Raw genomic sequence first — 25726 nt, forward strand, 5'->3', positions numbered from 1 at the left:
GAAAGCGGTAGTCGATAACCGATAAACCTGTTGCGGAACGCAACTTAGTTCAAGACCGGAATAAATGTAAAGTTTTAATCGGAAGTGACACTTAACGGACTTGATTGCCGTGCGATTATTGAACAACGATCATTGACACGTCGATAGGGAGGAAGTTACTACACTTAACCGCCATCCTTTGTGCCCTCCTTGGCTCTCATCGTATAGCGAACTCGAACGCTATGTTGGTGATGGTTCGAATACATTCCAACCGGGCCCACCAATTTAGAATCCGATACGATGAACTCCGATTACGCGGTCTAAGTGCGTATCGTTGCTTAGTATGGGTGAATCATATTGTTTCCCGATGGCGGCAATCCAAGTGTCATTGGAAGGTATGGGTGTGCCATTCCTCTTCAATTCCAATCGAATCTGTGCGTACCATTGAGCAGTTCTTCGATCAACTGAGGCAATTTCAATGTTCGGTAAGATTAGATTTAGCCAACGTGCATAACGGTCATAGTAACGAGACTGTTGAATGCCAAAATAATATTCGCCTAGGACGATGCTGGGAACTGAGACGCTATTTGCGTTGCCAAGAATTTCTTCTACTGCTTGAATTCCTTCTGCCCACGCTGATAGAGCGTTGGTATCCAGAATCATTGACAGTCGTTCTCGTCAACAACACCGAATTCTTCTTCGATGAGTTCGAGTATTCTGTGGTTTTCCTCTGCTAAATCAGCCAAGTCCCCAAAGCCAACCATCCAAGGTTTTTCATTCTGTTTGTGGCATGGCAAAACAACTGACTCCTCTATCAATCCAGAAACAAGTTGACTGAGAGTTATGCCTCGGATATCTGCAGCAGATTCAGCTTTCTTAAGGGTACTGTGACTTATTTCGATTACGGTTTTCGTCATTTCGCAGTTGGTAGAATTCTTTGCTAAAGGTTGGTTGTTTCTCGTCGAATTTGATAGTCACAAATTTCAATCCCATAGATTTTACTTTTTGTCGATCTTCATAGCAATTCGCGCATTAAACCGTTTGACCGTATGAGGAGGTGCGCTGAATTGAATCTGTGTACGATGAAATTTGTGAATCCGTGTTATTGTATGCGTATTCGCTGGTAAATGAACGCGATTCGAAAGTTTTTGAACAAACCGAGTTTTCGCAAGATCTGCATCACGCAAACTGGATCAATTGGATTCCGCGATCAATATTGACGACCTTGATAGGCCAGGCAATCATCTTAAGCTGCTCAAAGGGAATCGTAAAGGACAGTGGAGCATTCGCATTAATGATCAGTGGAGGCTTTGTTTCAGGTGGCCCGAAGACAGCTCAGGGCCGACGGATGTTGAAATCGTGGACTATCATTAGAATTGAGGAGACTTGCTATGCGTGAACCCATCCATCCCGGCGAGACGTTGCGAGAGGACCTTGACGAGCTCGGCATGAGTGCGGCCGAATTGGCGCGTCAGATTGAGGTTCCAGTGAACCGCATCACCGAGATTCTCAACGGTCGGCGTTCTATTACCGGTGATACGGCTTTGAGATTAGGACGATACTTTGGAACTTCTGGAGAGTTTTGGCTCAACCTCCAAAAACTCTACGAATTGCGCTTGGCACAGGAAAAAAACGGAGCAGAAATTTTCCAGTTGCCGACGCTTGATGCGAGTAAGGGACTGCGTGCGGCAAATTGACAGTGCGGCACACCCCTGGCGATTCAAGATACTTGTAATCTCGAACAGGAACCGCCTATGCCTTTAGAAGCAGGCGAATTTCGAATTTAAATTTGAAGGTTGCAGAGGTTCGGATACGCTGGAACGCCAGGCTAACTGGCATCAGGGCAGTCGGTGAAAGTCCGATGGACAGTAAATGTTAGCCACAAGCTGTCGCCGCGAGCCGTGCGCCAATATTCGCGAGGGTATTGGTGAAGTGTCGGCAGCGGTACGCATAGCCATGATGATTGAGCATCGAAAACGAAGATGTACAGAGTGTCGAGGCTGTCAGCGTGGCCGAAGGCAATATCGGCTGTACTGTAATGGTGAGGTGCAGCTGAGCTCTGCGGTTTCGAGGGAATCGATGAATGTGCGCACGCGCTGTGTCGGGACCTGGGAGGGGTTTATCTTTCCTTGACGGTCGTGTCAAGGACGCTGAAAGAAAGGAGGTATTCTGAATTTAAAGATGAACGGGGTAAACCAGTCGGATGCAGGCATAGTACTGATGACAGCGGCGAACAAAGAGGCGCAAGCCTTGGCGGAGTCGAACGAGGGAAGGGCTGCAACCAAAGGGAATCTGCGAAGCCGAAGTACGTGCTGCACACGGGGGCGGCAGAGCGTGTCACAGGCGGTGGAGCGGATACGGCAGGCTGTGAAGAGAAATCCGAAGGAGAAACTCACTGCGCTGTTGCACCACATATCGGTGGATACACTTTGCTGGTCGTTTTACTCATTGAAGAAAAATGTAGCGACAGGTGTTGATGGTGTTGTATGGGAAGAGTATGAGCGGGAGTTGGACAGTCGGTTGGCTGACCTTCACCGGCGCGTACACACAGGCGCATATCGGGCGTTGCCATCACGGCGGGTGAGTATACCCAAAGCCGATGGCGGGACACGATCGCTTGGCATTGCCGCACTGGAGGACAAGGTTGTTCAAAAGGCAGAAAGGCAAATCATCCAGACTCACAAAGTGGAAACTTTAAACCGGACTAGATGTAAAGTTTTAATCGGAAGTGACAACTGTCAATGCAATATTAAGCGGTGTCTCACCGCTGCGAGCTTGGAGAGAGAGTTGCGGAATCAATTTGTCATCACTAGCCAAGCAAGTCGGTGTCTCGAAGAGTTATCTGTCACAGATCGAGAATCGCCGTAAACGTGGCACACTAGCTCTTTATCGACGAATATCAGTAGTGCTAGATGTCTCCATTGATGATCTGGTTGAATGGAATGACCAGTGTTAACGACCCGGTTTGTTCAAAACCAGGGGAATGATACGTTCAATTTCGTTATCGAACGAACTGAAATCGAACCTCTATGGCAGTCGAGGTTCGGATACATTGGCGACCGGGCCCATCAAGTCTAGAATATTTCCAATGTTAGGTTTACCACGTTTGGGGTTTCTGTATATTTGTTCCGGGAATTGGAGATGGCAATTGATTCCTTTGCAATGAATGTTCTCGAATGTGGCAATGAAAGTCCGCATATCGATTCAGGTGGAAAGATGGATGTGTTTTGCCTGGTTTACCTGGAGTAATTAGTCCAATATGTTTATGCAGTTGCAATTTTACAATGCGGATAGCCTCTGAAATATCGCTATCGTTGGTGACTGCCACCGCGGAATCGAACTTGTTCATCCAGGCATCATTCAGCATGTGCACAGCGAGATTCACATCTGATCCCTTTTCTTCAGTACGAATTATTTCGGCAGTTCTGGGTCCATTGCCGGGGTATGCCAATGGTACACGTTTAATTTTTGTTTGAAACCGTCCGTAAATTATCTCAACTTCGTGGCAAAATGACGTTAAGGCTCGTAGATAGACATCTTGACGCTGTGGTATGGATTGGTCATCGGGACGTGATTGAACTCGCGCTGTGGAATACTTGATTTTCAGGATGTTATGGTCAGACGGCAAGAGATCATGAAACAATCCCGAAAGATCAAGCCATTTGTACGGGGTGTCTTTTAGCGACCCGTAAAATAGATTGAATCCGTCAATGTAGATATGTGTAAGAATTTTTGCTCTACGTTAGAAAAAAGCAGGGGCTTCACAAGGAAGCCCCGCACCCTGCGCTCGAAACCACAGGGGTAATTACCTGTCAATATATATGATCCTATCCGGCACAGTCAAGATTTTTTTGGTGGAAACATGAACTGATTCTGGGATACCCGTATGCCGACACTTTGAGTCGGTCAAAATTCGCCAAATTGAAAGAACTGAGATATTCAAGCAGCAAAGGAGAATTGCGAGCTGCATTTGATTCATCAGTATCGGACCATTAAGGTCAGCACAGTAATGCACTGAATTTGGATGGAATTGGTAAACTTTCTCCTCAATCCCATTTCATTCCTGAATCTAATTCAATCCACTACTTGGCAATGAATCCTTAATTCGTGTCTGTCAGAAAACCATAAATGGTATAGTTATGTTAATCATAACAATGACGTAGGGGCAGACAAGCGGCACCGAAAGTACTCCAGTTCAAGCCGATTTTCCGCCTAAACGAACTAAAAACACCTGATGCATGCGATTTTGGCAAAATCTTCAGGCAAATACCATGCGAAAAGTCGAATCCACACAGTATGAACTTGGCGCCAGTTACATCAGCGATATCGTCATCAATCCGAAATCCAGAGACGACATCCCGGCCTTGCTGATTGGCCTGCAACACCTTGATACCGACACCCCGACGCGAGACAAACTGTTTGCGTAGCTTGAAGCGGAAGTCAATCCCACAGCGCGCAAGGACACCGGGCGTCCCGGCATGGAGCTTTGGCGCATCTTGGTGCTCGCGATCCTCAAACAGGGTTTGGGCTGTGACTACGACCGGCTCACCCATATCGCGAATCACGACAGCTTGGTTCGCAAGATGATGGGCCACGGTGTGCTTGAGCATGTCTACGAGCGGCAGACGATTGCAGACAACATCAAGCTGCTCAGCCCTGAGCTTCTCGCCAAGGTCAGCCAGCTGGTCGTTGAAAGTGGACAGGCGATGGCCAGAAAAAAAGCCTGGCGAGCCATTGCGAGGGCGGGCTGATTCGTTTGTCGTCGAAACAAACCGTCCCAAATCCTCTTACTGCTCGTATCTGACAGATGGCAAACAAGTTCTTCTTGCAACCGTAAGTATCAAACCGGATTTTTCGAACACGAATCTCCATAGTCCGCCGTTAGCAAACCTCGACGGAAATTGGAGATTTCAGGTAAAATACCTCTCACTCAGCAGTAGCTGTAAGTGCGGTCCAGTGTAAGCCCGGACCGAAACAGACCAGCGCATGTATGTCAAAGGACCTCAGCGCCAGTCGTTAAATTGGAGTCATGCCCGAGCAACGGGATTCCAAAAGGGCTTCTCGCGTTGATTTGATGATCAGCTTGCCGGCGCGAATAAGTTCAGGGCTAAAGCGGTACCTCGAGTAATCCTTTCAGTTCCCTCCAGGCGCCAGACGAGGTAATTGCAATGGATGGTAAAGGATTCAAGACGAGAGCAGTCAGGGCAGGTCAGTCCAGAACCGAGGAGAACGAGCACAGCGATCCGATATTCGCGACCTCAAGTTTCGTATTCAGGGACTCGGCTGAGGCTGCTAGCCGGTTCGCCGAGACAGAACCCGGCAATGTCTATTCCAGGTTTACCAATCCGACTACCCGGGCGTTCGAGAACCGACTGTCGAAGTTGGAAAACGCGCATTTCTGCAGCGGAACCGCATCCGGTATGGCCGCGATTCTCGCAATATGCATGACTACATTGAAATCCGGTGACCACATTCTTGCCGGGCGTGGCCTGTTTGGCTCGACTGTCAATCTGTTTTCCAACATTCTAACCAGGTTCGATATCGAAACGACATTCATCTCTCCGACCGATGCTCAGGACTGGCGGGAGAAGTTGCGCAACAATACCAGGTTGATATTTGTGGAGTCTCCGTCAAACCCGCTTTGCGAGATCGTCGATATAGCCGAACTGGCCGCTGTCTCACGCGAAAAAGGCGATTGCATCGTGGTGGTCGACAACGCTGCATGTACACCGGCACTGCAACGACCATTGGAACTGGGAGCCGATGTCGTCGTGTACTCCGCCACCAAGTTTCTCGATGGTCAGGGCAGGGCTGTCGGGGGTGCAGTAGTCACGAACGAATCTGATATCGCGGACCGCATAGTCGGGTTCTTGCGTACCGCTGGACCTTGTATGAGCCCATTCAACGCATGGATTTTCCTCAAGGGCCTGGAAACTCTGGCGATCAGAATGTCCGAATCCTGTGCCAGTGCATTGAAAGTCGCAAATTGGCTGAATGCCCAGCCGAATGTCACTCAGGTGCATTATCCGGGTCTGATTGGTCATTCCGGTCATGAGCTCGCAAAACAACAGCAAAGTGACTTCGGGGCGATTCTTTCGTTTGAGGTTGACGGTGGGAAGTCTGCCGCCTGGAATCTCATAGATCGATTGGAAGTGTTCTCAATCACCGGAAATCTGGGTGATGCCAAAAGCACGGTCAACCATTCAGCATCGACTACACACGCGCGAATCCAACCCGAAGACCGGAAACGGGCTGGCATTACCGATGGACTGATTCGACTGTCGATTGGACTCGAGGACGCAGACGACCTGATCGCTGACTTACGGGCTGGCCTGGGCTAACCTGAACTGTCATGATTGCCGCTCAGTCGTGTCTCATCATGACGCAAACCGAATATCCACCGATCCGTCGTAACATCCTCAAGATAGTGGAATGGCCTATGAGACATTCCCTTGAAGCCCGGACCCGGCATCAGTATTACGTCACCGGGTAAGTTCACAACTTCCATTGAGCCCGTCTTCACTCGGTCCCGGCTGATATGGAATCTCCCGTGCCCTGAGAGTACGAAAAGACAAATCATATGCCGGTAGTCGGTTCGGTCACGATGTGGTGTGATGCCGATACAGCCAGGCACATATTTTTGTATGATCCAGTCGTTGAAAACAACGTCAGCGTCAAACAGATCACATCCTGCAATACTGTCGTTGAAAAGAGTCTGAAAGTCACGCACAAGCTCACCGAAGGCACCATTCATGCACAGTTGAGTTTGTAGAAACATTTCCTGTCTCACTTCATTCTTACCGCGTCCCATCGAATTGTTGATGTAGCGAAGCGGATAGCTTTGTGCCTCTTCAAGAAGTTCGAGTCGAAACTCTTCGGTCAGAATCGGTATCGATAGCGCGCGAATGTGGTGAAGCATCTGGATCGCTCCGGCCATATGCGCTGTGCAAATACGGAAAGTTGACATGCTCATTCAATGAAATTACCAGCGACAGTTCGAGATTCACCGCACGCTCACCCGGAATTATTTGTGATATATTTCCATCTTGATTGAATAACGTACAATAGAATCTATCGATATTCAGATACCACCATCCCAGAATAATTTCAAATCAATAAAGTGAACTTGACTGTCACGAGTGTGGTAGGGGAGAAGGCATTATATGAGTAATGGGGATGACTTAGGCCCACGCTTAGCCGCAATAAAGAACGCAGAGGTGATCAAAAGCTTCTGCTATACCTGTCCTTGGCAGTGTCCAACCGAAGTGTTCGTGCGCGACGGGAAAATTGTCTATCACAAAGGTAATCCCGAATCGCCAAACAATATCGGCTCAAGATGTGCCAAGGGTATGGCCAGCTGGTACGTAACCCGGGACCCAGATCGTCTGAAGTACCCGATGCTTCGAACCAACCCGAAAGGGGAACCCGGAAAGTTTCAGCGCATCTCCTGGGATGAGGCATATTCCTATATCGCGGACAAGCTGCGTTCCATCGCTGACCAATATGGTCCGGAAGCAGTTGCGCTGACTTGCCATCATGACCCCAACACCCAGTTCTACCGGCATTTGCTCGGCGAATTGTATGGTTCGCCGAATATGTATGCGCATACATCAGGATGCGAGCAGGACCGCAGGTCAGCGTGTCTGACAATGTTCGGACATGTATTTCCAATGCACGACTTCGCAAATTCGAGGTATGTCATGCTCTGGGGCATGAACAATCTAGGGGCCAATCAGGGACTGTGGGAAAGTCGGGCATTGATCGACGCAAAGAAAAATGGGTGTAAATTGGTGGTGGTTGATCCGAATTTCACCGAAACTGCCCAAAAAGCGGATGAGTGGATACCCATTAATCCGGGAACCGACGGTGCGCTGGCACTGGCAATGTGTCACAGCATTGTCAGTAATCGTCTGTATGATCAGGATTTTGCCAACAACTACTGCAACGGTTTCGATGGGTTTCGCGATCATCTTCAGGACAAGGGATATTCCCCTCAATGGGCCGAGTCGATCTGCGGCGTCAGCAAGCAGACAATAGAACGCCTGGCGAGAGAGTTCGCGACGACCAAGCCAGCCATGTCGGCAATCTTCAAGGGCTCGGGCTACTACACCAACGGAGCGGACGCCGGAAGGGCATGTTATGCCTTGAATGCCATTTGTGGTGAAGTCGACAAGCCTGGAAATCTACATCTCAAGGATTGGGCGCCTCTCGGGCTGCCAGTCGTTATTCCGGATGAGGCCAAGACAGCCCCTTCCAAGGGCCCGCTGCATGCGGAAATGGGATATCCCCTGGCTCCGGATCTTCCCAATTCAAAGTTGCCTGATGCCGTCATCGATGGCAATCCGTATCCTGTGAAGGGGTTGTTCGTTCACGCCACCAATCCGGTGATGAGTGATCCGAACCGAGACCGTGTTATCGAGATGTTCAGACATCTTGAGCTTGCGGTCGCGTGTGAACTCTACATGAGTGAAACCGCACTGGAATGCGATATTGTCCTTCCCGAAACCTCATTCTATGAGCAGGCTGAAATCCGTCAGGGTATGTGGCTGGGTCCGCAGGTTGTTCTGTGTCAACCGGTTGTCGCACCGGTCGGGGAGTCTCAGCCGCCCTATGAAATTGCCAAGGGTATCGCACAGAAGATGGGCTGGGGAGAGTATTTCCCCTACGAAACCTGGGAAGACTGGGGCGAAGTCATGATGGAAACAGTGCCGATGTCCCTGGAAGAACTGAAAGGCAAGGGATTCTGGGCCGGTGAGATCCGTTACAACCGGGTTCCCGAAGGGCTTCCGACTCCATCCGGAAAAATCGAGATTCATTCGAGTGCTTACGTAGAAGCCGGATTCAGCGGGTATCCCGAATACACGGAGCGCAGCGTGATACCGGACGAGGAGTATCCATTGCAACTGACCCATTCAAAACTGAGCATGCATTGCAACATCGTAACCCAGAACAATCCGTATCTGATGGAGATATGTGGAGAGAACTGGGTGGAAATCAACAGCAAGGATGCGGCACAATACGGAATTGCAGATGACACGATGGTGATACTTGAGTCGCCGAAAGACAAGATCGAAATCAAGGCGAAAGTCGTTGAGGGTCTGGTGCCGGGCTGCGTCAGCGTCCGTCATGGCCACGGATTCGGACATTGGGCGATGGGTTCGACCGCCAAGGGCCACGGTGCCCATTCAAACAATCTGATGGACATTTATACCAACCCGATAACCGGTGCGAACTGCTATAACGAGTGTAAAGTTCGCATTCGGGCAGCGTAACGCTGGAGGATATTGGAATGCAACATGGATTTTATTTCGATCATCACAGATGCGTGAAGTGTCACGCCTGTGAGATCGCATGCAAGTCCTGGAACGAGATTGATATCGGTCCGCGCTGGCGGGAAGTCGTCAAGATCGAATCGGGAGTGTTCCCAAATGTCACGGCGATGAATGTTTCAATGGCATGCATGCATTGTGGCGATGCACCATGCCAGAACGCCTGTCCGGTCGGTGCAATTTCCAAAAGTGTTGAAAACGGCATTGTGACCGTTGATGAGAACACTTGTATTGGATGTGGATTCTGCACTTTTGCCTGCCCGTTCAATGCGCCTCAATTGAGTGCGACCGCCGGCAAAATGGAAAAATGTAATTTCTGCCAGACTCCAGGCAGGGAAAGACCGCTTGACATGCCTCGTGCCTGTGAGGAAATCTGTCCGACCAATGCGATCTCCTCCGGGCCGATGACAAAATTGGCAACCGAAAATCGTGCGACTGCGGCGAAGCGTCTGGCAGCACAGGGATTTCCGGGAATGGTGACAGATGCTGCCGCAAGATTCGGACCCGGTAGCTGACCACATCAGTATGGGCCAAGACTCGAATATGAACCGCCCGAGGTGACATTCCATGGCTGAAATTATCGGTAAGGCGATCCCCCCGCAAAGAAAGCGGGTGATTGATGCCTTGCATCTGCGCGAACCTGATCTTGTTCCGGTCGGTTTGTGGGGGACAATTGAGGGATACCAGAACCTGCGAAAGGGGATTGGTATGGACTATAAAGCCGATCCGAAAGATTATCGGACTGGCTCAACCACTTGGACAACCGACGTCAGTTTCGAACTTGACGTGGCCTATGAATTGGATGTCGATTTCATGCGGATTGCGATTGGCACACCCGGCGGCTCACCGGGTTTTCGGGAAATCGCGTTCGACGAGATTCCCTTCGATATGGGAATCCCACCCCCGGATATGGACATCAACGTAGATGAATGGGGTGTCATTCGCAAGTGGACACCCCACGAACAGGGCGGCTATTACGAAATGATCGGATACCCGCTGTTTCACGCGACCAGCGCGCCGCTTGAAGAAGGGCTGAGAATTCTGGACGAATTTCCCTGGCCGGATCCATGGGATGACTCGTGCCTTGAGGATGCACCGATACCCGGAATGACATTGCGCGAATACTGCAAGTTCATTCATGAGGAGACTCCCTTCGCATTGTTGGGTCAGGGCGGCCGCGGCGGAATTTTCGAACAGGCCAAATACATGGTTGGATATGCGAAAATCTTTTCGGACTTCATCGAGTCCCCGGATTTCCTGGAAGCCATGCTGACACGCCTGACCGATATTGAGATCGACTTCAACAAGGCAATCATCGACGAGTGTGGTGAGTACCTGGACTGGTTGCGGATGAGTCCGGAAGATCTGGCCAGCGAGAAGACTGCCTTTCTCTCGCTTCGGATGTTTGACCGTCAGGTCAAACCTCACTATATCCGGGCGTTCAGAGAAATCAAGGAATACTACCTGAAGAAAAATCCATTGGGTAAGATTCAGTTTCACAGCTGTGGTGCGATTCCAGAGCCATTCATGCGTGGATTGATTGAGTCGGGAGTCGATGGGTATGACAGCCTGCCGCCGAAAGTGGCGCGGCACTCCAATCCGGCAGCCAAGAAAAGACAGCTCGGCAAGGAAATGTTCTTTTATGGCGGCATTGATGTGCAGGAAACCCTTCCATGGGGAAGTGTCGAAGATGTCCGTAACGAGGTTCGTCAGAGAATTTGGGAAATGGGCCACGGCGGCGGTTTCCTCCTCAGTTCGTCACATCGGCTGGAACACGATGTTCCCACTCAGAATGTTCTGGCAATGATTGAAGAAGCAAGAAGCTATGGCGTGTATCCTCTGCCCAGTGAACCGCCACCCGGAGCGGATACTGGTGAGGGGTATGAACCATGGTCTGGCGAGCGCAAGCGAAGACGGCGACCGGTTCGCAAAGCGGCGTAAGTTTTTGTTCCTTGGTAGATAACTGATATGGCTCTATTTATTGAGACGGAAAAAGAATGGGATCTTGAAGATCTTCAATACGACTATGAGGACTCTTTGGAAACTGACAGGTGGTCCGATGCACCACAGGAGATCAAGGAGTTGTTTCATGAAATCGAGTGGAACATTATTGACGGGGAGCACGAAGATACATCCGATCTGATTCACCCGGCGCTCGACTCGGACGTCTCACCCAGAACTCTGGTTGCCGGTCCAATGGCAACCGGCATTGCCGAAGTCGGGCGACGCTTCAAGATGGATGAGTATTTTCTTCCTGAAGTCATGATGTCTGCGAAGTGCATGCATGCTGCGCTCGGAATTCTCAAGCCGCTGATCATCGCTGAGAAATCCGAGGACATCGGAACTGTCGTGGTCGGCACCGTTCAGGGTGACTTGCACGATATCGGAAAGAAGATCGTCGCGATGATGCTCGAGGCGGCGGGCTTTACAGTGATTGATCTCGGAGTCACAGTCCCGCCAGAGGATTTTATTGCTGCGATTCGCGAGCACAACCCCCAGATTGTTGGATTTTCGGCGCTTCTCACAACGACGATGAACATGCAGTGGGAAACCATCAAGCAGATCTCAGGCGAAGGACTTCGCTCTGACGTGAAGGTGTTTGTCGGAGGCGCACCGATAAGTCAGGCCTGGTGCGACAAGATCGGTGCAGACGCCTATGGTGTTGATGCCTTGGTCGCAGTTGAAAAGGCCAAAGCCTGCGTTCAGGAATATCAGGACATCAAGGGCGGGGATCCTGCCTTGCACACTGCGTTGCTTGCAATGGATGCAGAGAGAACCGCGGAACAGGCAGCCAAAGCGGCGGCTGCGGCGGGCTGAGCCGACTTATTGTCCAGTCGTCGATTCCGAGTCCGGTTTATGGATTTGATCTGACAGATGGATAAGACTGCCCACGAGCTTCGGCGCCAGCTAAGGCGCACGTTTCTGCCGCTGGTTGCGGGCGTAGTGATGTTTACCCTCAAGCTGTCCGGACAGTTCGGAGCCGGGTCCGGATATGGCTTGCTGTTGGTTTCAGTGTGTCTGATCACTGCCGGAGTGGTTGCGACAGCACTGCTCGTTTTTACCCGTAGATTCTCCACAGAATCACTGACCGGCGCACTCAGGTGGTTGCTATGGGCAGGCGGTTGGCTATATGTGATTGCGGTTTTCGATCTGTCTGGATATTACGTTGCCGAAGGGTTGGCCGGTAATGTCGAATTAAGATGGATGCTGTTCGGCCCTCTGGCATTGGCGACGTTAGCCCTGTTCGATATCGGACTGTATCGGATTCTCGTACAGAAAAATCGTCCAAGCTGGGTCCGATATCGTCAGCACATCAGCCGGGAACATGCAGAACCGGAAGCTGCGCGCAAGACGTTTGTGATGGATGTAGTCCTGCATACAAGCCTGCTTTCGGTCAGCGGATTTCGCTGGCTCCGGCATACTCTGATCTATTGGGGATTCGTATTGCTGTTCGGGGTTGAGATCATTGCGGTTTTCGTTCGTGAGGGTATCCCTGCGTTCGGAATGATCGACATCTGGGAAATTCCGGGGCATCCGGTGCGATTGGCCTTCGATTTCGCCTTTGAATTCTTTGGTTTCATGGTGCTGGCAGGGTGTTTAATGTCATTTATGTGGCGTGTCAAGGCCGGCGGGACTCAGGAGCAGAAATTTGCCGATACGCCATCAGTCCTGTTTCTTTTCCTGGTCGTTTTCAGCGGTTTTGTAGTTGAGGCGGCCCGTTTCGCGACCGATGGTGCGCCTGATGGCAGCGGTTATTCATTTGTCGGATTTGCACTGATGTTGATTATGGGTGAAAATGTGAATTTGCTGGTTGGTATCTATACGCCAATTTGGTATTTTCACGTATTTGGCTCGCTGGCATTTATTGTCTATGTGCCGGCGTTCCGGCTGATACACTCGTGTGCGACGCCTATCGGAAGGATAATCACTTCGCAGAAGAGGATACTGTCGAGCAAGCGAATGCATTCGATCAGGGGGCTGGCAATGCGTACCGGTGGCAAGTTGAATTCAGAAGTAGAGATGGATTGACAAATGAGCAAAGTTATCGCAATTTATGGTAAGACATGTTGTCTGAAATCGGATGTTGCACGCGCAATATCTCGTCTGACCGGCTACAAACTCGCAAGCCGGGGGGAAGCCGTAACGACCCAGGCGCTCATGCACAAGCTGGCAAATGGTAACGAAGTCGACCTGGATTTTCATAAACAGCTCGATGAGCGTACACGGTCAATGCTGTCCTGGCCTGATCCTGTCGTGATATTGGAAAGCCGGTTCATAGACTCTGTTCTTGGCAGCCATGATGACGTTTTTTATGTCCACGTGAAGTCAGGGGATGAAGTGAGAAATGAGCGATGGATGCATCGGCGGGAAGAAGGAGGTGGTCGGACGCGACAAATCGGCGAGGGCGTTGCACAGCGCGACAGTGATGACGAAGCATTACGCGAGCAGCTATATCCGGATGTGTCGCAAGTCAAGCCGAACATGAGCATTGATACGACCGAAGGTGACGTATACGGCTATGCCGTCCAAATATGGTCGACGTTTACGGGCGAAGACCTGCAGCATCTTGTCGACTCTGCAGGCCAGGTCATGGACAAGAAGCAGACTAAAGGTCTCAAACCCGGCCCGGCGACCGGTACCGTTGCAATCTACAACGCGTTAAGAAATCCTTTCGGAGGGTATATAACGGACGACGAGAGCGGACGCAAGGTATTCATTCACAAAAGTGCTGTTGAATCAGCAGGTTTTGGCGAACTTCACATCGATCAGCGAGTTGCCTATCGAATCGTAGAGGACGGTTTCGGCGGATTCAGGGCTGTTGAAATCCAGAATCAGTAAAGTGGGAATTCTGTGCCAACGTTAAGGGACGTACTGCCTCAGCTGGACCAGGACGACTCGTATCGCGATTGCGGTGCGTATCCGCTAAGGGATGTCCAGGTCATTCAGATCAAGCTTGGCATTGGAGCGCCATGCTCGTCCCGCGATGAATTGTTTGCGCCTTGGCCGGGCGAGGAAGCGGACATTGAGAAGTGGTACGTATTGGATAACAACACAGCTGTCGGCGTGAAAGTCAACGGTGATGGCGTGTACGAGTTTCCGCTTTATGACATGGAACAGTCGGATGCCTGAAACACAATTACCCGCATGTCCACAAAAAGCCCCTTATGTAGTCAACGTTGAGTGCGGCGTTCTGTACGCGTGGTGCAGTTGCGGCTTAAGCGATACCCAGCCGTGGTGCGACGGTAACCATAGGGGTACGAATTTCAAACCGATCAAGTTTGTTGCTCCTATTTCCGGTGAGTATTACATGTGTGGGTGCAAGCAATCGGATAATGCGCCATATTGTTTCGGGAACTGTATGGGCCATGCGCCTCCGAGCGGCTCGGGTGCCGCAGTCTGAAAGCCGATGTACTACCGAGTAGTCGTGCGTCACAACCTGGTTGAGGAAATTCGCCATCAGCAGTCGCTTTCGGAAAGACAGAGTCTGTTGCATTCGAATCTGGAAGCGGGTACTTTGCTGTCACAGAACTTCCGACAGACTGGTTGCATAGACGGGGAGTATTGTTTTGATGACTCACAACGGGCAAAGTTGTTCGCTTCAGTCTGCATGGACTTCATTTCAAAGTTGCTGGATAGCAGGTCTGCGCGGATTGAGTGCCTTAACCATGACGAGGAGTACCTGGCTGACGACATCAAGAGACATCAGTGACCGAAAGAATCGAACAATGACAGGAATGGTCGGAGTGCCAGTATTGGTCGCAATGCTGTTGTTGGTTGCGAGCCCTGTTGCAATTGCGGATCGAGAACCTGACTACGAGCGCGAGGAAAGGCTGGCACAAGAGGCAATCGCCGGTTTATTCGATGGTGAAGTCATCTATCTGAATGACGGGAAAAGAGAATTTCTGTCGTTGCTGTCTGAGCCGGAAGATTCGGAATTCGATGGTGCGGTACTCCTGCTGCATGGCAGGGGTTTTCATCCGGATTGGCCGCAGGTGGCAGGGCCGTTGCGGGAAGGTCTTGGCGAATTGGGAATCACAACGCTGTCACTCCAGATGCCGGTTCTTGCCAAAGACGCCAAATATTATGAGTACCTTGAGATTCTGGACGAGTCATTCCCTCGAATACAAGTCGGGATTGATTACCTGATGAACAGCAATTATGGGTGGATAGCGGTTGTAGCACATAGTTGTTCGGTCCACATGACAATGGGATGGATCAAGGAAATTGATAATGTGCCTTTTGACGCTTATGTCGGAATCGGCATGGGTGCCACAGACTACGGACAACCGATGCTTGAGGAATTTCCGTTGTCTTCGATTCCCGTTCCGGTACTGGATGTTTTTGGTGATCAGGACTACCCGGCCGTGATCAATGCAGCTGACAGAAGGGCTGCGGCGATTGTGGCGGCGGGAAATTCCAGGTCACAGCAAATTCAACTGTCGGGACCGGATCATTTTTTTGAAGACTACGAAGACGTTCTGGTCGAGACCGTTGGAGAGTGGATACTGGCCGCTCGCAAGCCTGAATGAAGTTACTCCTGTTTCAGGATTTCATCAATATCGAGATGTCTGATATCCTCACCCTTGACATAAAAGATCACGTGCTCGCAAATATTGCAAAGTCGGTCACCGATTCTTTCGAGTGAACGAATTGCCCATAGGGTCTCAATTGCGTCAGGCACGGAATTCGACTCGGCCATCATCCATTTTTTTATTTTCTTGAGGGTCGTTTCAAACTTCTTGTCGACTTTCTTGTCTTTTCTGATCAGGGTGAGCGCTCCGGCATCATCTTCCTGTTCGAACACGCGCAATGTCTGAATCAGCAACTTGTGCACTCGTGCAGCCAGTTCTTCAATATCATCATCTTGCGGAGAATCTCCGCCATTGGAAACAACTCTGCTGCCCATCTCGAACACCCGGTGCACCTCGTCTCCCATACGTTCCATATCGTTCACCGTCTTGATGATCATGATGATGAATCTGAGGTCGCTCGCAATCGGTTGCCGTCGGGCGAGGATCTCGACACATTCCCTGTCAATCTCGACTTCAAGATTGTTGATCACTGTCTCGGTTTCCAAAACTTCACGTTCGAGTAACCGGTCACCGTGAATGAGAGATTGGATTGCGCGCCTCAACTGTTTTTCAATCAGTTGCCCCATCTCGAGTGTTCTGTCACTCAGTTGTCGGAGTTCGACGTCGTACTTTGCTGAATAGTGGCCTGATATCATCGTTTTCGAATTAACAATCGGTGCTGATTTTACCTGGATTGTCATCGTTGAGATAGTTTGTGCACGAGACGCCAACATGGGGGTCGGCGACGAATGTCTAGTTCAACACTGTGGAAATCATCTGCATTGATTTTTGATCTGCTAATTAATTGTACTTTATCCGCCACTTAGGCTGTGCAAGTTTAAATCGAATGAAATGATGAATTAAGTGCGCTCATCTCCAGACGGTTGGCAGGCAAAACGCGTTCGGAAGGTTGCACCAAGCGTCCAATGCCGGCGGAAGAGCCGATCGAGAACAGCTGGCAGGGTGCCGTTGCATTCGAAATCCCCTGTCTGGAAAAGAGTTACATAATTTAACAGGAATATCCTTATAGAACGATTGACTGTCACGTTCCGATTACGATCGGCAAACTGCCATGAATAAAGGAGTCTTGGAACCACAGGGGCAATAAAACTTGACAAACATGAATATTTCGCTAAATTAGCCAATGAAACTGTTTAGTTTCTGAACCCTTTTTTGATGACCTTACAGGTCGACATTTTCTTCTTCAGGAGATTGAAATGGTCCATTTGGCATCAAATCTCAGGGGTTACCTGACTGTTCTGGCTGTGATGCTAGGGTCCTTTCCGATGGCTGTTCAAGCTGACGAACGAGACTATATCAGTATTGTTGGATCTTCTACGGTCTATCCTTTTGCAACGGTGGTTGCGGAACGTTTTGGAACCGGTACGGAGTATCCAACTCCAATTATTGAATCGACAGGCTCCGGCGGCGGTCTGAAACTGTTCTGTACAGGTATCGGAGTCAAGCATCCTGACATCACGAATTCCTCAAGGCGGATCAAGCAATCTGAAGTCGATCGCTGTGCAAAAAGTGGTATTACAGGAATCGTCGAAGTTAAGTTCGGGTACGACGGTATTGTCATTGCGAATTCAGTTGAAGCCGAGCCATTCGTTTTGACGAGAAGAGAGATTTTTCTTGCGCTTGCGAAGCATGTTCCTTCGCCGGATGACTCTGAGACATTGGTCACAAATCCTTACAAGACATGGAAGGATGTCAATCCTGAATTACCTGATGCGGCGATCCGCGTTCTCGGACCACCACCGACATCGGGTACTCGAGATGCATTCGCCGAACTCGCTCTTGAGGGTGGTTGTGAGACTTTCGAATGGATCAAGGCAATTGAAATATCTGACAAGAAGCGCTACAAGTCGATCTGTCACGCTGTTCGTGAAGACGGTGCGTGGGTTGAAGCCGGTGAAAATGACAATATCATCGTTCAGAAATTGAACGCGGATAAACAATCGCTTGGGGTTTTCGGATTCAGTTTCCTGGATCAGAATTCAGATCTGGTACAAGGCGCTGTTATTGATGGCGTTGCCCCTGAGTTCGAAAATATTGCAGACGGCTCCTATGCCATCTCTCGCTCCCTGTACTTCTACGTTAAATCTGCACACATCAACCTGATTCCTGGAATCAAGGACTATGTTGCAGAATTTACCAACGAGCGTGCTTGGGGTGATGACGGCTATCTGGTGGACAAAGGAATGATCCCCATGCCAGAAGCCGAACGTTCTGAGTTTAAGACAGCCGCCAAGGAACTAAGGTCCGTCAAACTCGCTTCCCATTGAATTGACGGTTTGGAGTGAACCATTGTTGGTTCGACCAACGGTTGACAAAACCCGGGATAGTCGAGCTTGTCCGCAAGATTCATAAAGTCAAGAGTGTCAGGCAATGCATCAACTACCATTTCGGATCACAAGAGTCTGCAATTTGCAGTCTGCGCGATACCGGTCGAATAATGAAGCTTTTGAATTTGCTGCAATGATCAATGACAGGATGAGTGGCGCATGAACGCCTGGACATTGGCAATCATCATGCTTGTGATGTCGTCGCTGTTCTACGCGATTGCGAAAAAACGTTCACTGCGAATTGCCGAAGGTATCGGAGGTATCAGGAATCTGCATTCCGCACCAAGGTATTACGGCGTTGTCGCGGCCGCCCTGTTCGCGATTCCAGCGCTATCAGTGCTTGGTTTGTGGATCAGTGTGGACGAAAGCATCATATTACGCATGGTATTGTCCGAATTCTACGCAGACATGCAGTTCGCTGATCAGGCCGATAAGGACTGGGTGGTCAGTCAGATCCAGATTTACGCCCAGTCGGGCCAGCTTGTTGCGACAGAGAATGTTCAGGTCCTGACCGCAGCAGCAGATCGTTATCAGCATCTGGTCAATCTAAGCGACACCTTGCGTAACGCATCGATACTGGTGCTGGGCGCGATTATCAGTTTCATATTCATTGTCTTGATCTCCGCAAAAGTACGTGCTCGCGTAATTGCTGAGTCAATCACCAAGCTGTTGCTCCTAGCCAGTTCCCTGATTGCAATTTTTACAACGCTGGGAATCGTTCTATCGGTATTGTTTGAGGCCATATTGTTTTTTCAGAAAGTCCCCGTACATGAATTTCTGTTTGGACTCGAGTGGAGCCCTCAGATTGCGATTCGAGAGGATCAGGTCGGGTCGTCAGGTTTATTTGGAAGTGTACCGCTGTTTACTGGGACACTGCTTATTGCCGCAGTAGCGATGGGTGTTGCGGTGCCGGTCGGCTTGCTATCAGCGATTTATCTGGCCGAATACGCCTCGACGAAAGTCCGTTCGTTCGCAAAACCCGCACTGGAGATCCTTGCAGGTGTTCCGACTGTAGTGTACGGCTTCTTTGCGATACTTGTAGTCGCGCCCTTGCTTCGAGAGTTTGGTTTTACGCTGGGACTCGACATTGCGCAGGAAAGCGCTCTGGCGGCGGGTGCGGTCATGGGAATTATGATTGTTCCATTTGTATCGTCACTAACCGATGATGTCATTACCGCATTGCCGCAGTCGATCCGGGAAGCATCTTTGGCTTGCGGGGCAACGAAGTCGGAAACCATCAAGAAGGTCGTGCTTCCAGCAGCACTGCCGGGAATAGTAGGATCGCTTCTACTCGCGGTTTCCAGGGCGATTGGAGAAACGATGATTGTCTTGATGGCTGCCGGCCTGGCAGCCAGACTGACTGTAAACCCACTGGAGTCGGTCACGACCGTAACGGTGCAAATCGTCACGCTTCTCGTTGGCGACCAGGAATTTGACAGCGCAAAGACACTTGCGGCATTTGCGCTGGGACTGACACTGTTTGTCGCAACACTGCTGTTGAACGTTACGGCACTGTATATCGTTCGCAAGTATAGTGAACAATATGAATAGCGTTGAAGCTCAGCAATCAAAGGTGGTGTGGGAGAGTCCTCACTTCAGAAAGCGTCTGAAAAGACGCAATTCTGCCGAAGTGCGTTTCAAATGCTATGGCCTCGGTGCGGTAATACTGGGCGTGATATTTGTCTTTTCGCTATTCGCTAGCATTGCGGTCAATGGGATCAGTTCGTTTTGGCAGACTCAGATCCAACTGGAGGTCCACTTTGACTCGGGCGACATCGATGCAAACGATCTGCGAGGCGGGAATTATGGCAAATTGATCAAACAGGCGATGTACAAGCAGTTTCCAGACGTTACCAAGCGCAAGCAGAAACGGGAACTCTCGAGAATTGTCAGCATCGGAGCCAGTTTCATCCTGCAGCGACTGGTTGCAGATGATCCGTCACTTCTCGGCACGACGAAGACACTGTGGGTGCCGGTGGATGATGAATTCGATATGCTGTTCAAGCACGATATCGGGAGGGACGGCAGGTCTCGTTTGTCCAAAAATCAGATTGACTGGTTTGATCAGTTGGTTGATCGCGGATTGATTCAAAGTCGGTTCAACAAGTTGTTCTTGACCGCTGGTGACTCCAGGGAACCTGAGCTCGCAGGTTTGCGAGGGGCGTTGACAGGGTCATTTCTGATGATCTTGGTTACTTTGCTGATATCTTTTCCGGTCGGTGCGGCCGGTGCGGTTTATCTACAGGAATTTGCGCCGCGCAATCGGTTTACAGACATTATCGAAATCAATATCAACAACCTTGCTGCAGTGCCCTCGGTCGTTTTTGGCTTGCTGGGCTTGGCCGTCTTCATTAATTTCTTCGGCATGCCCAGATCGGTACCGCTGGTGGGTGGGCTGGTATTGAGTCTGATGACGATTCCGACGATTATCATCGCTGGTCGAGCTGCGTTGAGGGCCATTCCTCCATCAATACGCGAAGGATCGCTTGCACTTGGAGCATCAAAGACTCAAACTGTGATACAGGAAGTTGTTCCGCTCGCGATGCCGGGATTTCTTACGGGCACGATAATCGGATTGGCGCAGGCTTTGGGTGAAACTGCACCTCTGCTGATGATTGGCATGGTCGCATTCATTGTGGACATACCCGGCGGTTTACTGGACCCTTCGACGGCTCTTCCGGTACAGATCTACCTGTGGGCGGACAGCCCTGAGCGGGCTTTTTTGGAAAAAACTTCAGGGGCGATATTGATTCTTCTGGGCTTTTTGTTCACAATGAACGTTGTAGCAGTGATATTACGACGCAAATTTGAAAGAAAGTGGTAGGTTTGACACTTCGCCAGACATGCATTGGAGGTAAGTGACGTGGAAATGGAAACAGAGGCAGTTACCGAAAAAGAAAGAATTGTCATTCATACCGATACTTCCAGATTTGGTGCCGATGATTCCGCACAAGCAGGCAAGAGTTCCATCGAGAATCGTATGACGGTCGAAAATGTTGATGTCTATTACTCGGACAATCATGCCATCAAAGATGTGAGTCTGGAAATTCGGGCGAACGAAGTTTTGGCAATAATCGGGCCGTCAGGATGTGGCAAGTCAACCTTCTTGCGATGTCTGAATCGGATCAATGACATCATCGACGGTTGTCGGATCACCGGCAGTATCAAGCTCGACGGCAAGGATGTCTACCGCAGTGGATTGGATGTAGTTGAGCTCCGAGCGCGTGTGGGGATGGTTTTTCAAAAGCCGAATCCATTTCCCAAATCGATCTACGACAATGTGGCGTATGGCCCACGGTTGCACAGTCTGGTAAGCAATCAGGCCGAGACCGATGAAGTTGTCTACTCGTGTCTTGAGAGAGTCGGACTGCTGTCTGAAGTCAGTGACAGAATTCAGAATTCCGGAACCGAATTGTCTGGTGGTCAGCAGCAACGGTTATGCATTGCGAGAGCGATCGCAGTCCAGCCCGAGGTCATACTGATGGACGAGCCGTGTTCCGCACTGGATCCGATCGCTACCGCCAGGATTGAGGACTTGATTGATGAACTGCGTTCACAATATTCGATCGTAATTGTGACGCACTCAATGCAACAGGCTGCCAGAGTGTCGCAGAGAACGGCATATTTCAACCTCGGTGAATTAATCGAACTTGGCGACACAAGCGAAGTCTTTACCAACCCCAAGCATCAGCTCACCGAAGATTACATCACCGGAAAGTTTGGCTGATTGTTGTCGATCTGGGGTTTTCCCCAGCAGATCGCATTGCGATTATTTGACTCCTTTTCCAAGCGCCGGGTGATTTGCACGATACTGTAGTTGTTGACCGCGCGCTTCAGGCAGTTTTGTCAATCTATTCCATGTCAATTCCCCGCTATAACCCGAAAACTTTTCGAAGTGAGCACGGTCAAATTGAAGATCTTCAAGGACTGATCGAATTTGCGTCTATTGCGCAATGACTTTGATATACAATGATTCTCGTTTTTTTACTCGAAACGTCAATATGTCAAGTCAAGTAGTTCAAGCAGCCGAATCGCCTTACGCTTTGGAAGTGGATAATATCCACAAGAGTTTCGGTAACGTGGAGGTCTTGAAGGGAATCTCCCTGAACGCCAATGATCAAGATGTGATTTCCATTCTCGGAAGTAGTGGTTCAGGAAAGAGCACCTTCTTGCGCTGTATCAATTTGCTGGAGACTCCCACCTCTGGCTCTGTTCGAGTCAAGGGAGAATTGATCGAAATGAAGCAGTTGCGAAACGGCCAGACTGTTCCAAGCGACAGAAAACAGGTTGATCGCATTCGTTCGCGCCTCGCCATGGTTTTTCAACAATTCAACCTGTGGTCGCATATGACGGTCATGGAAAATGTTTGTGAGGCACCCGTCCATGTATTGAAAGTTCCCAAGAAAGAGGCACGCGAACATGCTGAATCTGTCCTCCAAAGGGTGGGCCTGTTTGATCGCAAGGATTATTACCCGGCGCACCTTTCCGGCGGTCAGCAGCAAAGAGCGGCAATCGCCAGGGCGCTTGCAATGGATCCGGACTTGATGCTGTTTGATGAGCCTACCTCAGCACTGGACCCCGAGTTGGTCGGTGAAGTCTTGCGTGTCATGCGCGGACTGGCTGAAGACGGAACAACGATGTTGGTTGTTACCCATGAAATGGGATTTGCCAGAGAAGTATCCAATCGAGTGATGTTTCTGCATCAAGGCAGGGTAGAAGAGGACGGATTGCCAGCTGAGGTGTTTGATAGCCCAAAATCGGAACGATTCAAGGAATTCCTGTCGGGCAGTTTGAAATAAGTTTTATAACAATGTTCAGGAGAATATGACTATGAGAAAAGCACTAGCAATTTTCGTCGCACTTGTAATTTCCATGTCGGGTGCGATTGCGGTAGCGAAAGACTGGACCAAGATTAGAATTGGCGTTGAGGGTGCCTACCCTCCGTTCAGTGCTGTGACAACAACTGGTGAGCTGCACGGATTCGATATCGATATCGCCAATGCATTATGTGACGAAATTGGTGCTGAATGCACACTCGTTCAGCAGGATTGGGACGGCATTATTCCAGCACTGCTTGCGAGAAAATATGACGCGATAATTGCGTCAATGTCGATTACAGAAGAAAGGAAGAAAAAGGTTGCTTTCTCAAACAAATACTACAGCACTCCTGCAAAATTTGCCCAGATGAAAGGTGCGGGCAATGAAATCAGCGCAGAGGGGTTGGCTGGCAAGACAGTCGGTGTTCAGCGCGCGACGACTCACGACGGTTTTCTTACCGGTGAATTCGGCGACACAGTGGATATCAAACGATACGGAACTCAAGACGAGGCCTACCTGGATGCAAATTCCGGCCGGGTAGATCTGTTGCTTGCTGATTCTGTTGCCATGGCGGAAGGGTTTCTCTCTACTGAACACGGGCAGAATTGGGAATTCGTAGGACCTGGTTATTCGGACCCGAAGTATTTCGGTGAAGGGGCAGGAATCGCGATTCGAAAAGGTGACGAAGATCTGGTGGAAGCGTTCAACAAGGCAATTGCCACGATCAGAGCCAATGGGGTATACGCGGAAATCAACGCCAAGTACTTTGATTTCGATGTTTACGGTGAGTAAGCCGGCGAACTGACACTCTTCATACAGACTGTCAGCTTGACGGCTGGCAGTCTGCATATCAATCTCTGTTTGAATCAATACCACAGTGCATGAGTTTCTGACCGAATTGTTTAGCGGCTTTCTGGGCGGGTATCTTTACCCGTTCATTCTCGAAGGCATGTTGCTGACAGTTCAACTCGCGATTTTTTCCCTGTTCATAGCACTTGCGTTGGGCATGCTTGGCGCAGTAGCAAAGTTGTCATCCAACAGAGTCGCGCGACTTGTCGCCGGTGCGTACACTACGCTCATCCGAGGTGTACCGGATATAGTCCTGATGTTCATTATCTTTTTCGGTGGACAGTTGCTTGTCAATGCCATTGGCGACAGACTCGGACTTGACTACATCGAGGTCAGTGAATTTACAGCCGGTGTCATAACGATCGGATTTATTTTCGGAGCGTATATGGCGGAAACATTCCGAGGTGCGATATTGGCGGTTCCGCGCGGCGAGATTGAAGCAGGATTTGCCTACGGCATGACCTCGCTTCAGGTATTTCGCCGAATTACCTTTCCCGCGTGTGTAAGACATGCCATACCGGGATTTGGAAACAACTGGCTGGTATTGGCGAAGACAACTGCCTTGGTATCAGTGATTGGATTGGAGGATATGGTTTTCCGTGCTACGCAGGCCGGGGGATCATTAAGGCAACCGTTTACCTTTTATTTTGTAGTCGCGCTTTTGTATCTGGTCATTACCGCGGTGTCGGATGGCGGGTTGCGTTGGATGGAAAAACGTTATAGCGCGGGTGTGCGAAAGGCGTAAGGTCAAATGGATATTGCAGCAATCGTAACCAATCTGCCGCTTTATTTTGAGGGGCTTGTTACCACAGTCCAACTGGTGGTCTTGGCTCTCGCCCTGGGATTGGTGTTGGCAGTGCCACTCGCATTGCTGGCAAGCAGCAACAGTGCGACTGCATATATCCTGCCGAAAGCCTTCATATACTTTTTTCGGGGAACACCTTTGATTGTGCAGATGTACATCATCTATTATGGAGCCGGGCAGTTCGAACCTTTACGAGAAAGTATTTTCTGGCCAATATTCAAGGAGGCGTACACGTGCGCACTCATTGCGTTCGCACTCAACACTGCGGCTTATACAGCTGAAATTCTACGAGGCGCAATCCTCGCCACACCTTATGGAGAAATTGAAGCCGCACGTGCATGTGGAATGTCAAAATGGTTGGCTATGAGGCGGGTCGTTTTACCGAACTCGTTCCGCAGAGCGCTTCCCGCGTACGGAAATGAAGTCATCTTCATGCTTCACGGCAGCGCTCTCGCCGGTGTGATTACGATCATTGACCTGTTCGGAGCGGCGAGAATCGTCAATTCAAGACATTTCGTACCGTTTGAGTCTTTCATAACTGCGGGCGTATTCTATCTGATACTCACCTTTGCGATCATCTGGATATTCAAGCGAGTTGAGTTTCGATGGCACGCTCATTTGCGACAGAGAGATTCCTGAGAAACGTTTATTCTGTCCGCGTCACATAAAGACTGCTATTCACTTATACGTGTAACTTCTGTAGCGGTTAGGTCAAAGAACGGTCGAAAAATTCGCTCAACTTGTCAAGCGCCTGATTTTTCGAGTAAGAAGATATAGACTCCATTTTCCTGACTGGACTCAAGTAGTTTGTGGCCGGTCTGTCGACACAAAGCCTCAAAGTCCATCACCGACCCGGGGTCGGTTGAATGTACTTCCAATGTTTGCCCGGAATTCATCCCGGCGATTTCCTTTTTTGCCTTGAGTATCGGCAAAGGGCAGTTTAATCCTTTTGTATCAAGTACCTGATCTGGCATTTACAGTACCTCCTTGCGAACCAGTATAAGGGACATAGGTTTGCAGGGCTTC

The 25726-nt window shown here is 49.9% G+C and carries 27 protein-coding genes and 1 pseudogene; 23 read left to right on the plus strand and 5 right to left on the minus strand.

Going from position 1 to position 25726, the window contains the following annotated elements; all coding sequences use genetic code 11:
* Positions 1-264 precede the first annotated feature (264 nt).
* Together OXI60_05740 and OXI60_05745 are read right to left on the minus strand one after the other, a co-directional pair.
* Positions 265-642 (minus strand): PIN domain-containing protein, encoded by a 378-nt coding sequence (locus OXI60_05740; protein ID MDE0309319.1) that lies wholly within the window; start codon positions 640-642, stop codon positions 265-267.
* Positions 639-896, minus strand: coding sequence for a hypothetical protein (locus OXI60_05745; protein ID MDE0309320.1), 258 nt, complete (start codon positions 894-896; stop codon positions 639-641). Before OXI60_05745 ends, OXI60_05740 begins: the two co-directional genes overlap by 4 nt.
* 259 nt (positions 897-1155) lie before the next feature.
* Here OXI60_05745 and OXI60_05750 point away from each other — a divergent pair.
* The 6 genes and pseudogenes from OXI60_05750 to OXI60_05775 all read left to right on the plus strand — a co-directional run bounded on the left by OXI60_05750 (position 1156) and on the right by OXI60_05775 (position 6320).
* Positions 1156-1353: pseudogene (locus tag OXI60_05750) on the plus strand (type II toxin-antitoxin system RelE/ParE family toxin).
* Between the two features lie 17 nt (positions 1354-1370).
* Positions 1371-1676, plus strand: a complete 306-nt coding sequence (locus OXI60_05755; GenBank protein ID MDE0309321.1) for a HigA family addiction module antitoxin — start codon at positions 1371-1373, stop codon at positions 1674-1676.
* Positions 1677-2160: 484 nt separating this feature from the next.
* Positions 2161-2847 carry a hypothetical protein gene (locus tag OXI60_05760; protein MDE0309322.1) on the plus strand — a complete coding sequence of 229 codons (687 nt, stop codon included), beginning with the start codon at positions 2161-2163 and terminating at the stop codon, positions 2845-2847.
* 1403 nt (positions 2848-4250) lie between these two features.
* Positions 4251-4406, plus strand: coding sequence for a hypothetical protein (locus OXI60_05765; GenBank protein ID MDE0309323.1), 156 nt, complete (start codon positions 4251-4253; stop codon positions 4404-4406).
* Between the two features lie 72 nt (positions 4407-4478).
* A complete protein-coding gene (locus OXI60_05770) occupies positions 4479-4730 on the plus strand; it encodes a hypothetical protein (GenBank protein ID MDE0309324.1) in 252 nt (83 codons plus the stop codon).
* Between the two features lie 417 nt (positions 4731-5147).
* Complete coding sequence (locus OXI60_05775; protein MDE0309325.1) at positions 5148-6320, plus strand: O-succinylhomoserine sulfhydrylase; 1173 nt, start codon at positions 5148-5150, stop codon at positions 6318-6320.
* On the opposite strand, the gene OXI60_05780 is transcribed toward OXI60_05775, so the two are convergent.
* Positions 6317-6898, minus strand: a complete 582-nt coding sequence (locus OXI60_05780) for a hypothetical protein (protein ID MDE0309326.1) — start codon at positions 6896-6898, stop codon at positions 6317-6319. The genes OXI60_05775 and OXI60_05780 overlap by 4 nt on opposite strands.
* Before the next feature lie 244 nt (positions 6899-7142).
* On the opposite strand from OXI60_05780, the gene OXI60_05785 reads away from it, so the two are divergent.
* From OXI60_05785 to OXI60_05825, 9 genes are all read left to right on the plus strand, one after another.
* Complete coding sequence (locus OXI60_05785; protein ID MDE0309327.1) at positions 7143-9251, plus strand: molybdopterin-dependent oxidoreductase; 2109 nt, start codon at positions 7143-7145, stop codon at positions 9249-9251.
* A 17-nt stretch (positions 9252-9268) separates the two neighbouring features.
* On the plus strand, positions 9269-9823 hold the full coding sequence (locus OXI60_05790; protein ID MDE0309328.1) for a 4Fe-4S dicluster domain-containing protein: 555 nt from the start codon (positions 9269-9271) through the stop codon (positions 9821-9823).
* Between the two features lie 52 nt (positions 9824-9875).
* Positions 9876-11249, plus strand: a complete 1374-nt coding sequence (locus OXI60_05795) for a hypothetical protein (GenBank protein ID MDE0309329.1) — start codon at positions 9876-9878, stop codon at positions 11247-11249.
* A gap of 27 nt (positions 11250-11276) precedes the next feature.
* Positions 11277-12125: a corrinoid protein gene (locus OXI60_05800; GenBank protein MDE0309330.1), complete on the plus strand. Its 849-nt coding sequence runs from the start codon at positions 11277-11279 to the stop codon at positions 12123-12125.
* Between the two features lie 57 nt (positions 12126-12182).
* Entirely contained in the window at positions 12183-13337 is a 1155-nt protein-coding gene (locus tag OXI60_05805; protein ID MDE0309331.1) for a hypothetical protein, read from the plus strand.
* 3 nt (positions 13338-13340) lie between these two features.
* On the plus strand, positions 13341-14147 hold the full coding sequence (locus OXI60_05810) for a cold shock domain-containing protein (GenBank protein ID MDE0309332.1): 807 nt from the start codon (positions 13341-13343) through the stop codon (positions 14145-14147).
* Positions 14148-14159: 12 nt separating this feature from the next.
* A complete protein-coding gene (locus tag OXI60_05815) occupies positions 14160-14438 on the plus strand; it encodes a hypothetical protein (protein MDE0309333.1) in 279 nt (92 codons plus the stop codon).
* A 277-nt stretch (positions 14439-14715) separates the two neighbouring features.
* Positions 14716-15018, plus strand: coding sequence for a hypothetical protein (locus OXI60_05820; protein MDE0309334.1), 303 nt, complete (start codon positions 14716-14718; stop codon positions 15016-15018).
* Complete coding sequence (locus OXI60_05825; GenBank protein MDE0309335.1) at positions 14975-15838, plus strand: DUF3530 family protein; 864 nt, start codon at positions 14975-14977, stop codon at positions 15836-15838. The genes OXI60_05820 and OXI60_05825 overlap by 44 nt, the downstream gene beginning before the upstream one ends.
* A 2-nt stretch (positions 15839-15840) precedes the next feature.
* On the opposite strand, the gene phoU is transcribed toward OXI60_05825, so the two are convergent.
* Complete coding sequence (phoU, locus tag OXI60_05830) at positions 15841-16536, minus strand: phosphate signaling complex protein PhoU (GenBank protein ID MDE0309336.1); 696 nt, start codon at positions 16534-16536, stop codon at positions 15841-15843.
* Positions 16537-17097: 561 nt separating this feature from the next.
* Here phoU and OXI60_05835 point away from each other — a divergent pair.
* The 8 genes from OXI60_05835 (at position 17098) to OXI60_05870 (ending at position 25339) form a co-directional block, all read left to right on the plus strand.
* Complete coding sequence (locus OXI60_05835; protein ID MDE0309337.1) at positions 17098-18168, plus strand: substrate-binding domain-containing protein; 1071 nt, start codon at positions 17098-17100, stop codon at positions 18166-18168.
* A 219-nt stretch (positions 18169-18387) separates the two neighbouring features.
* Positions 18388-19779, plus strand: coding sequence for a phosphate ABC transporter permease subunit PstC (gene pstC, locus OXI60_05840; protein MDE0309338.1), 1392 nt, complete (start codon positions 18388-18390; stop codon positions 19777-19779).
* The gene (pstA, locus tag OXI60_05845; GenBank protein ID MDE0309339.1) at positions 19772-21052 is read left to right on the plus strand and encodes a phosphate ABC transporter permease PstA; all 1281 of its coding nucleotides are present in this window, start codon (positions 19772-19774) and stop codon (positions 21050-21052) included. Before pstC ends, pstA begins: the two co-directional genes overlap by 8 nt.
* Before the next feature lie 45 nt (positions 21053-21097).
* Positions 21098-21955: a phosphate ABC transporter ATP-binding protein PstB gene (gene pstB / locus OXI60_05850; GenBank protein ID MDE0309340.1), complete on the plus strand. Its 858-nt coding sequence runs from the start codon at positions 21098-21100 to the stop codon at positions 21953-21955.
* A 274-nt stretch (positions 21956-22229) separates the two neighbouring features.
* Entirely contained in the window at positions 22230-23027 is a 798-nt protein-coding gene (locus OXI60_05855) for an ATP-binding cassette domain-containing protein (GenBank protein ID MDE0309341.1), read from the plus strand.
* 31 nt (positions 23028-23058) lie between these two features.
* A complete protein-coding gene (locus OXI60_05860; protein ID MDE0309342.1) occupies positions 23059-23838 on the plus strand; it encodes an ABC transporter substrate-binding protein in 780 nt (259 codons plus the stop codon).
* Positions 23839-23923: 85 nt separating this feature from the next.
* Complete coding sequence (locus tag OXI60_05865) at positions 23924-24640, plus strand: ABC transporter permease (protein ID MDE0309343.1); 717 nt, start codon at positions 23924-23926, stop codon at positions 24638-24640.
* A gap of 6 nt (positions 24641-24646) precedes the next feature.
* Positions 24647-25339: an ABC transporter permease subunit gene (locus tag OXI60_05870; GenBank protein MDE0309344.1), complete on the plus strand. Its 693-nt coding sequence runs from the start codon at positions 24647-24649 to the stop codon at positions 25337-25339.
* 104 nt (positions 25340-25443) lie between these two features.
* Here the strand turns inward: OXI60_05870 and OXI60_05875 are convergent, their stop codons facing one another.
* Complete coding sequence (locus tag OXI60_05875; GenBank protein ID MDE0309345.1) at positions 25444-25674, minus strand: sulfurtransferase TusA family protein; 231 nt, start codon at positions 25672-25674, stop codon at positions 25444-25446.
* Positions 25675-25726 lie beyond the last annotated feature (52 nt).

The sequence above is a fragment of the Acidiferrobacterales bacterium genome (assembly GCA_028820695.1).
Classification (GTDB): Bacteria; Pseudomonadota; Gammaproteobacteria; order Arenicellales; family JAJDZL01; genus JAJDZL01.